Annotated in this window: 9 protein-coding genes; 6 read left to right on the top strand and 3 right to left on the bottom strand. The window is 46.1% G+C overall.

Going from position 1 to position 9229, the window contains the following annotated elements; translation table 11 throughout:
• Nucleotides 1-405 precede the first annotated feature (405 nt).
• On the top strand, nucleotides 406-1161 hold the full coding sequence (locus ACCI49_RS22410) for a hypothetical protein (RefSeq protein WP_371841461.1): 756 nt from the start codon (nucleotides 406-408) through the stop codon (nucleotides 1159-1161).
• A 20-nt stretch (nucleotides 1162-1181) separates the two neighbouring features.
• Nucleotides 1182-2078 (top strand): fatty acid desaturase family protein, encoded by an 897-nt coding sequence (locus ACCI49_RS22405; RefSeq protein ID WP_371841460.1) that lies wholly within the window; start codon nucleotides 1182-1184, stop codon nucleotides 2076-2078.
• 114 nt (nucleotides 2079-2192) lie between these two features.
• Here the strand turns inward: ACCI49_RS22405 and ACCI49_RS22400 are convergent, their stop codons facing one another.
• Nucleotides 2193-3095 carry a LysR family transcriptional regulator ArgP gene (locus ACCI49_RS22400; RefSeq protein ID WP_371841459.1) on the bottom strand — a complete coding sequence of 301 codons (903 nt, stop codon included), beginning with the start codon at nucleotides 3093-3095 and terminating at the stop codon, nucleotides 2193-2195.
• 121 nt (nucleotides 3096-3216) lie between these two features.
• Between ACCI49_RS22400 and ACCI49_RS22395 the strand changes: the two genes are divergently transcribed.
• Together ACCI49_RS22395 and ACCI49_RS22390 are read left to right on the top strand one after the other, a co-directional pair.
• Nucleotides 3217-3837, top strand: a complete 621-nt coding sequence (locus tag ACCI49_RS22395; protein ID WP_371841458.1) for a LysE/ArgO family amino acid transporter — start codon at nucleotides 3217-3219, stop codon at nucleotides 3835-3837.
• A gap of 62 nt (nucleotides 3838-3899) precedes the next feature.
• Nucleotides 3900-4214, top strand: a complete 315-nt coding sequence (locus ACCI49_RS22390) for a hypothetical protein (RefSeq protein WP_371841457.1) — start codon at nucleotides 3900-3902, stop codon at nucleotides 4212-4214.
• A gap of 15 nt (nucleotides 4215-4229) precedes the next feature.
• Here the strand turns inward: ACCI49_RS22390 and ACCI49_RS22385 are convergent, their stop codons facing one another.
• Complete coding sequence (locus tag ACCI49_RS22385; protein WP_371841456.1) at nucleotides 4230-5318, bottom strand: acyltransferase family protein; 1089 nt, start codon at nucleotides 5316-5318, stop codon at nucleotides 4230-4232.
• 275 nt (nucleotides 5319-5593) lie between these two features.
• On the opposite strand from ACCI49_RS22385, the gene ACCI49_RS22380 reads away from it, so the two are divergent.
• Nucleotides 5594-7540, top strand: a complete 1947-nt coding sequence (locus tag ACCI49_RS22380) for an aconitate hydratase (RefSeq protein WP_371841455.1) — start codon at nucleotides 5594-5596, stop codon at nucleotides 7538-7540.
• A gap of 65 nt (nucleotides 7541-7605) precedes the next feature.
• Here ACCI49_RS22380 and ACCI49_RS22375 read toward each other — a convergent pair whose 3' ends face one another.
• Nucleotides 7606-8622, bottom strand: coding sequence for a patatin-like phospholipase family protein (locus ACCI49_RS22375; RefSeq protein WP_371841454.1), 1017 nt, complete (start codon nucleotides 8620-8622; stop codon nucleotides 7606-7608).
• Nucleotides 8623-8991: 369 nt separating this feature from the next.
• Here ACCI49_RS22375 and ACCI49_RS22370 point away from each other — a divergent pair.
• Nucleotides 8992-9229 (top strand): helix-turn-helix domain-containing protein (locus tag ACCI49_RS22370; protein WP_371841453.1); only part of this gene is annotated, 238 nt, incomplete at its 3' end.

Here is a 9229-nt window from a genome sequence, read left to right as displayed (position 1 = left end):
TTTGAATTGCGACCTTAAAGGGGGCGTTCACAGTGGCATGCCAGCCCGATCCAAGGAGAAGCTAAAAAGGAAAGTGCTTTCTCACATGAGAATGTTACAAAAGAAGCCCGCGCGTGTAGCAGCCTACTTCCGACACGAATCAATTAGGTACGCAGCATAACCGAACTATTTGTCCGCCGGGTTAATAGCAATAAATGGCAGCACGAGCAAAATGCCCCTTATTAACAACTGGGCAAAATTTATGTTGAATTAAGTGAATTTTTTCAATATTAAAATTACAACATATTGTATGTGTGGTTTTAGTCTGTAATATTACACACGAGACATCTAAGGACTAATGTCGTAATATTTACTATGTATCACTTTACTTATGAGCCCACCCCAAAAAATATCCTATTGGATCTGATGGGTGTTAATAAACGACATGAGCTGGCAACCAGTCAGCTAGGTTTCATATCCGATGCATTTGATATTTCCATCAATAATCTGCGGGTAACATTAAATAGATTGGTAGGCACTGGCCTGGCTACCCAAAATGGGCGGGGCATCTACTGTTTGACGGAAAAAGCATTAGCCAAGCGGGTATTTATTAACCGCTGGCAACAAGATGCCTTTCATTACGATCATTGGGATAGTCGTTGGTTAGGCTGCCATTTACCCAAAGGGGCAGCACGTGCAGTTCGCAAAAAATCATTACTGGTACTGGATTGGTATGGTTTTGCTGCCGGCCTGGATCATCTATGGGTACGCCCCAATAACTTAACTCTCAATCATTCGGAATTAACCGCAACGCTGTTCAACCTTGGTCTTGAAGCGGAAGCGCATTGCTTTGTATTGCAGGAGGTGCCGGACTCATTGGCCAGTCAGTGGGCGCATCATCTGTGGGATATTGACCGGCTAGACAACGAATATGACACTCTTATGAAGTCGCTTGAGGACAGCCTTAAAGCTCTAGCGTCGAAACCTGTCAATGCTTCGTTGCCTGAAACATGTCGCTTAGGTGGTGAGGCTATCCACCGTTTAGCGATTGATCCTCTGTTACCCAAAGTGATCAGGCCAAAAAAGAAGTATCAACAACTAAGGAGTATCGTGCATAAGTATGACCGAGTTGGTCGCAATATCTGGCTGGAACAATTGAAGAAGTTAGGTGTTGACGTATAAAAACAGAAAGGAGACTCGCAGTGAATATCCCCATTAGTAAAGAAGAACTCAAGCCATTCTTGCAACGTAATGACTTCAAAGCTTGGTGGGTAGTAGCGTGTGCTTGGCTCTGTATAGTGGGTATTTTCATCGTTGCAGCGCTACTTCCACACTGGTCAACATATATTGTTGCAGTGTTCCTGCTCGCAGGAAGACAACAAGCCCTGGCGGCTATTATGCACGAAGCCAGTCATAAAACGCTTTTTGCAACTCGAGCCTACAATAATTTTGTTTCCAAATGGTTGTCTTCACCATTTTTATTGATGGATGGTGACACATACATTAAAAGCCACTTGGTGCATCATCGTAAGGCAGGAACAGATGAAGATCCAGATTTATCGAATTATAAAGATTATCCAGTGGCTAAAAAGAGTTTACTGAGAAAGTTTTCCAGGGATTTTTTAGGGGTTACTGGGTTAAAAGCAAATTTATATTTGTTTTTGAGTGGGCGAGATTTGTTAAGCCGAAAAAAACGAGTTAATTTTCAGTTAACTCGTGGTCTTTTCGTAAACGGCGTTTTGTTTTCCGTATTGTGGGTGTCGGGTTTTCCACAGCTTTATTTACTATGGGTGGTAGCCTATCTGACAGTGTATATGGCTATTCTACGGATGCGCCAAATTTCTGAACATGCCGGTGTCAAAGATCTTTACCACCTGGAACCAAAATACAATACGCGCTCGGTACCAAGGGGTATTTTGGGTTTACTGTTTGTGAGTCCTACCGATGGTCTGAGTTACCACTGTGAACATCATGCATTTATGGCGGTCCCCACTTATAACCTTAGAGCATTGCATAAATTGCTGAAAGCTCGCGGTTATTACGATGATGTGGAGTTGGCCAATAATTACTTAGGTGTTTTGAAGCAGGTAGTAAAATAGCGAGTATCTACTATTGAACCTTTGCTTGCGCTTCTTCCCAAGGAGTTTTTCACAGAATTGGCGAAAGGCAGTGTTGCAATGGTATTTGTCTGAACAAAGACCAGCAAGTCATACTCACTGGTGCAGTACTTTTTGCGCATACTTCGCCAGGGTGTTGGTGATCTGCTTGATCAGTGTGGATTTGAGATTCCACACATGCCAATACAGCGGTATTTTCAAGTGCTGATCTGGTGTCAGTTTTATCAATGTGCCTTTCTTTAATAAATCTGCAACCTGGATATCCGGTGTCATCCCCCAACCTAAACCCAAAGTCAGGAAATTGAGAAATCCTTTGGAAGAGGGGATCTCGTGTGATGGATACTGCCCGGCTTCAATTCCCCAAAACTGTTTTAGATAGCGGCTCTGTAGTTGGTCCTTGTAATTGAATTCCACTGCCGGAGCGTAGCGGAATTCATCCACATTTACAGGGTCGGAAAAGTATTGTTCCTTGAACTTTTGTGTACACACTGGGAAGTAAGCCATATGGCCAAGCAAGAGCGACTGGCACCCCTGCAGGTTACTGGTAACGGAGCTGATACAACCGATCACCTCGCCGTTTTTCAGTAGTTCAAGGGTGGCATCCTGGTCGTCTACTTTCAGATCCACGAGCAGATGTTGGGAGCGGATTAGGGGAGTGATGGCCTTTAAAAACCATGTATCCAGGCTGTCGAAATTGAGGGCTATGCGTACCTTGTTCTGGTTGCTGTAGCGGGTCTTGCTGCCTTCTGGGTCTATATCTTCCAGCAGTTCGTGCTGTAGCAGGTTCATTTGCTGATAATAGCCGAGCACTTTCAGGCCGGCCTCGGTGGGGCGCAGGGGAGTGGACCTGATCAGTAGGGCTTGACCAACTTGACCCTCTAGGGCCTTGATACGCTGGGATACCGCAGACTGGCTCACATGTAGCAGGGATGCGGCTTTGTCGAAGCTTTGCTCCTCCACCACAAAGGCAAAGGCCTGAAGTTGCTTTAGGTCCAGCATAAGTTTTTCTAATGTTGTATCAAAATAATTAAATTTACTTATTGTAGCTTCCCTCTTAATCTTCAGCCACTTTCCAGGCCCGTAGACCTGCGGGTAAGACTCAAAGACTACAGGAGGCATCGTGGCTACGGGTTTGTTACTGGCCCCGCTCGCAAAGGGCTTTTTGACCACTATCAGCTTGATCATGGCTATTGGCGCACAGAATGCGTTTGTCCTGACCCAGAGTATTCGTCGCCAGTACCATTACAGTATTGCTGCACTTTGTATCCTGATGGATATTGTGCTGATCAGCTGTGGTGTCTATCTGGTCGCGAACTTGGCACAGGCTGAGGGCGACTGGATGCTCTGGTTAACCTGGCTGGGAGCAGCATTTCTATTTTCTTATGGCGCCATGGCCTTTCGTTCAGCCTTCACTAATAAAGGGCTTGAGAATAAGAAAGAATGGATCAAGTCCAGGCGTTCAGCCCTGATTACCGCCGTAGCCCTTACCTTGCTCAATCCCCACGCCTATGTGGACACTGTAGTCCTGATTGGCTCGGTAGGTGCTCAGTACGCGGGGCAGGGCACACTGTACTTTGTAATTGGTGCCTGCAGTGCTTCCATGTTGTGGTTTGGTCTGCTGTCTGTTGGTGGCAGTATGATGCAGCCGTTGTTTAAGAATCCCAGAACTTGGCGGGTACTGGATGTTCTAGTGGGCATTATGATGTGGTTTATTGCCATCAGCCTGCTATGGGCTCAATAATCCAATAAAAAAACAGTGCAGATTAATTGATGTTTTTACTGATTTTTTAGTGGGGAAAATTTTTGAAAAAATTATTGATAGCGTTGCCCTTTGTTATTAGTGGCTGTTCATTGGTTGCGGCAACCTCGAAGGAGGTATCACCAGGCACTTATGCCGTGACAGCGGGAGGTAATATTTTCTCAAAAAGAGAGGATCTCCAGTCCAAAATTGATAAAAAAGCTATAAAACTTTGCGGGCCCGGGGCCTACCGGTTTATCGGGGACGCCCCGATAGAAGTCACTTCAACTTCTACTTATGTGAATGGGACATGGATGGATGTGCCCGGTCACCGGCTTACCAGGGTTGTGGTATGCCAGGATACTGAAGTACAGGGCTAGGTTCTTGCTCCCTTTTTACTGAGCGTTCACTGGAGCTGGGGTACTAACACTTAAGGAGTGCCCCAATCTAATAAATGGCCTCTCAATAAACCGGTAAACCAAGGCCCCCAGTACAATGCTGGCCAGTGTCGCGACAGCCAAGTAAACGACCAAAGGGTAGCCTGAAAATACCGTCCCCCAAGGCTGAGAGATAACCCACTTCATCAAGTAAACCGCTGCCAAGTGAAATAGGTAAATGGAGTAACTGATTGTTCCTAAAGCTGCCAAATGTCGTATAGGGTTTAAAGGCAAAAACGCAATCACAAGAAAGATACCCAAAGCGATCAGGTGAGACAACGCAAAGCGACTAGGTTCGCTACTGATGGAGTTGTCAAGGAAGTGCAGTCCCAGAACCAACAGGGGAATAGAAAAAGTAGAAGTTAAGGCCCAGATTGCATATCGGTGAAATCTGTTGGTTTCATAGCAGTACCGTAGCAGGGCGCCACAGAACATTACGGCTATGCCATAAGGGATATAACCGATGGTTGCAGGGAGCCGAAGTAAGGAAGCAGGAGAGTACTCCAGAAGCTGCAAACAGATAAAGAGAGATAGACCACCCCAGCAGGCTAGCAAGAGATACCTGGGTTTCCGCAAAAGCCTTTGCGCATACATAATTGCACACAGACAATAGAAGATCAGTTCCGCTGTTAGTGTCCAGTAGAGTTCCTGTACGTTTTCAAAGCCCAGCAACCCCTGCAGCATAGTCGTATTTGCCAGTACAGTGGTAGTGGTGAAAACTTGGTTACCAAATATCCATGCCAAGCTAATCGCGATAACGAGCGAAACCCAGTATGTGGGGTAAAGTCGGAAGAAACGGCGAATGGCAAAGCTCTTCAGGGGGCGGTCCGCTTCAAGTAGGCTGTGGGGAATTACAAAGCCAGATATTAAGAAGAAGCACAGTACACCAATCCTGCCAAAATCCAACTGGCTGATAAAATTAGCCAGCTCCGTTCCTTGTTGTGCGATGTTGGGAGTGAGGATAAACACTTCGCTACTGTGCTGCCAGACAACCAAAATAGCAGCCAGTCCACGCAGGACATCAAGATTTAGTAAGCGCTTGCTCATAGTGGCGGCCTTTATCCCTCTAGTGGCACACCAAATGTGGCCACCTGACTTTGAGTAATATTATCAAGATCAACTAGGATCAGGCGGCCATATTTAGTGTGCCGCTACTGCTCGGATTGGCAGAAGGATCAAAGATATCGCCCAAACGCTCACTTAGTCCTGTAAATACGAAAGAACACCCAAGCAGACATAATATCTCGCAAGGCCGGGCTACAATGATCAGGGCCAAGTAGCGCCGCAGGTGGCGCTTCCCGGATAAAGGAAGGGTACCCATTATGGCTATGAACCTCGCACAGAAACTGATCAAGAGCCATCTCGTGAGCGGTTCATTGGAACCCGGCAGCCCAATAGAGATAAAGATTGATCAGACGCTGGCTCAGGATGGCACAGGCACATTGGTAATGTTGGAGCTAGAGGCACTTGGTTTATCGCAAATCAAGACTGAGCTTTCCGCACAGTATGTAGACCATAACCTGTTACAGACGGATTTCAAAAACGCTGACGATCACTTATTCCTGCAAAGCGCTTGTCGCAAGTTTGGAATTTGGTTTTCACGTCCTGGCAATGGTGTAAGCCATCCAACGCATATGGCTTGCTTTGATATCCCTGGCAAAACGTTACTAGGCGCAGATAGCCACACATGTGCAGCCGGCTCTATGGGCATGCTGGCCATTGGTGCTGGTGGTCTGCAAGTAGCCATGGCCATAGCTGGCGTTCCCTTCGCGCTGAAAATGCCGAAAGTGCTAGGCGTAAAACTTGAGGGTGAATTACCGCCATGGGTCAGTGCTAAGGACATTATCTTGGAAATGTTGCGCCGGCAAACAGTCAAAGGTTGCGTGAATAAGATCGTGGAGTATCACGGCCCAGGTCTCGTTAATCTCACAGCTATGGACCGCCATGTGATCGCCAATATGGGGCAAGAGATGGGCACTACGGCTAGTGTTTTCCCCGCCGATGAAGCCGTGAGAGCTTTTCTTAAACAACAGCATCGCGAAAGCGACTTTGTAGAAATGAAAGCCGACGAGGGCGCGAGCTATGATGAAGAAGATACCATCAATTTATCTGATATCGAGCCGCTAATTGCCTGCCCATCCAGCCCAGACAAAGTGGTAACTGTACGTGAAGTGGCGGGCCGCCCGATTTACCAGAGCTATATCGGCTCTTCTGCTAACCCGGGCCTACGGGATTTCGCCATACCAGCGCGTATCGTGGCCGGTTGTAGTGTAGCCGATGATGTCTCTTTTGATATTAACCCGACCTCGCGTCAGTTACTCGAAGAACTGAGCCGGAGCGGTGATCTCTCAAAATTGCTTGAAGCTGGTGCCCGCCTACATCAAACCGGATGCGGAGGATGTATTGGTATGGGGCAAGCCCCTGCTACTGGCCGTATCAGCCTACGCACCGTGCCGCGTAACTTCCTCGGACGCTCCGGCACTGCAGAGGACCAAGTCTATTTATGTAGCCCTGAAACAGCCACTGCCAGTGCGCTGAAAGGCGTGATCACCGATCCTCGTGACCTGGATATGGACTACCCGAGCTTTCATGAACCGGAATATCTATCAGATATGAGGCCGTTACTTCAACCACCCCAGGAAATTCCGGTAGCAGTTGAGTTGATTAAAGGCCCCAATATCAAACCTTTGCCAAACTTCGATAAGCTTCCGAATGTTTTAAAAGGCCCGCTATTACTGAAAGCGGGCGACAATGTCTCTACTGATGAAATACTGCCCGCCGGGGCAGAGATATTACCATTGCGCTCAAATATTCCTGCCATTAGTCGTTACACATTTTCCCGTATTGATGAGAACTTTTATCAGCGGGCAATGAAATTAAATGGTGACTGCTTTGTTGTTGGTGGTGAAAATTACGGGCAAGGCTCCAGCCGTGAACATGCAGCGGTATCTTCACGTTTTCTAGGAGTAAGATGCATAATCGCAAAAAGTATGGCGCGCATACACCGGCGCAATCTCATTAACTTTGGTGTACTGCCACTACTTTTCGAGAATTTTGATGATTATGATCGACTTAACCAAGATGCAGTTCTTGAAATTGATAAGCCGATTGCACAGATAAAATCAAAAAATCCAATAAAATTGAAGATAAAATCATCTGGTGAGAGCATTAATCTGCGGAGTGATTTATCAAAAGATGAAATTGAAGTGCTAGAGGCTGGTGGTATGATTAATCAGGTGCGAGAAAAGTATCTGAAAAATGGAAAGTAGTGGTTTTTGTTACACTTCATAATCCGCTATGGCTTATAGTAACGATTTTTGACTTATCTACAGAGTTACTGGTATCTATGATTGCCTTGAGTATTTACTAATATGTCAGCGATCTCTTCCAGTTCCATATCGAAATATTCCGCATTCTTTTTTCCGGCATTCTTCAGTTTTCTCAGGTTCTCTGGAGACGCATTATCCATTGCAGAATCAGCTGTATAGAGCTTTGGTTGAATGCGGTAATACTGAGACCCTTCTGCGGTAGATGAGATTTGTTTCAGATAGTAATGAGTCATTTGGGCCCCACCATTCACCGCAATATCTATGGCTGGTCTCGCCCAGTTAAAAATACCCCAATCTTTGGCTTCTTTATATTTGTACCCTTTAAGCTGCCCGCCAGTACCAAGAGACACAATTACCATATCCTCTATCCTAGAGACGCCACTAAATTTAATCGCTTCTGAATAGGCACATAGCGCAGGATCACTGGCTACCATGCCGCCATCTACCAAGACGTACTTATTTTTTGATGGTGGTAGTGAATAGATACGTGCTGGTTCAAAATAGGTTGGTACGGCGGTGCTGCCACGCAGAAGATCCCTTACCAAAAAATCTTCATTCTTTACTATGGCACAATGCTGCCTGAAGATAATTTGCTCACGTTTTTTTATATCATAGGAAACAAAGCAGCAAGGTTTCAACAAGTCACTGAGTTTTGTTTTGCCAAAGAACTTTCTTAATACTCTTTCAAGTTCATTAGAGCAGTATTTTTCCTCCCTTATTAACTTCAATCTTTCAAGAAAGGGCCATGACCCAGAGCCAAACACTTTACCTCCCTCCTCAAGGTAAAAATTGACGGCTTCCTGGGCCGAAAATTTTGGTTTTCCTTTCTTATTGGGGCAGATATATGCCGCGCCCAATATCGCGCCGGTGCTTGTTCCCGCAATCAGGTCAAAATACTCGCTTATCTTGGTCTCGGGGTTTCCTGATTTCGCTTTCAGCTTGTGCTCAAGGGATACCAGTATCTGACCAGGCAATATCCCCCGGATTCCTCCACCATCAATAGATAGGATTCTTATGGTCATTGCCGATGCCCCCTGGCTTCATTGACTGAGTGCGATTCTAGAAACATAGCATTTGGCTAAATAGGTGATGCTTTATGTGTCAGAACCTCTCAATAAAATCAAAAAAAGTTATTAATATCAATAGGTTAGCTGGTTTTGTAGGCTGGGTGATTAAAGGGGTGAATATGTAGGTAAGGACCTTGGGGCGGGTGCTCAACTGGGCAGGAGGTTAATATAAGCGCGGGGTGGAGTAAGGGGACATCCTGGTGATTGGTGAAAGTCTGATGTGGATTAGTTCAGACCAAATCTGACACATCCTCTTGAAAAAGAGGGGTTTACCAGTTTTGATGAAGGTGCCTAAATCTAAAAGCAAAACCAAGGATAAACCCCATGATCCATACTAATGATCGCATCATCAAACACAAGACCGGATTGCTAAATCTGGCAGAAGAACTCGGCAATATCTCCAAAGCTTGCAAGATGCTGGGTGTATCGAGAGACACTTTCTATCGCTACAAGGAAGCCGTTTCAAGTGGCGGCGTGGACGCCCTTCTTGAGAAGAACCGGCGTGTGCCCAACCACAAGAACCGTGTTGACACGGTCATTGAAGAGGCAGTGTTGGCCTATG

The organism is Microbulbifer epialgicus (genome assembly GCF_041447265.1).
GTDB lineage: Bacteria > Pseudomonadota > Gammaproteobacteria > Pseudomonadales > Cellvibrionaceae > Microbulbifer > Microbulbifer epialgicus.
This window is presented reverse-complemented; position numbering and strand designations above follow the sequence as displayed.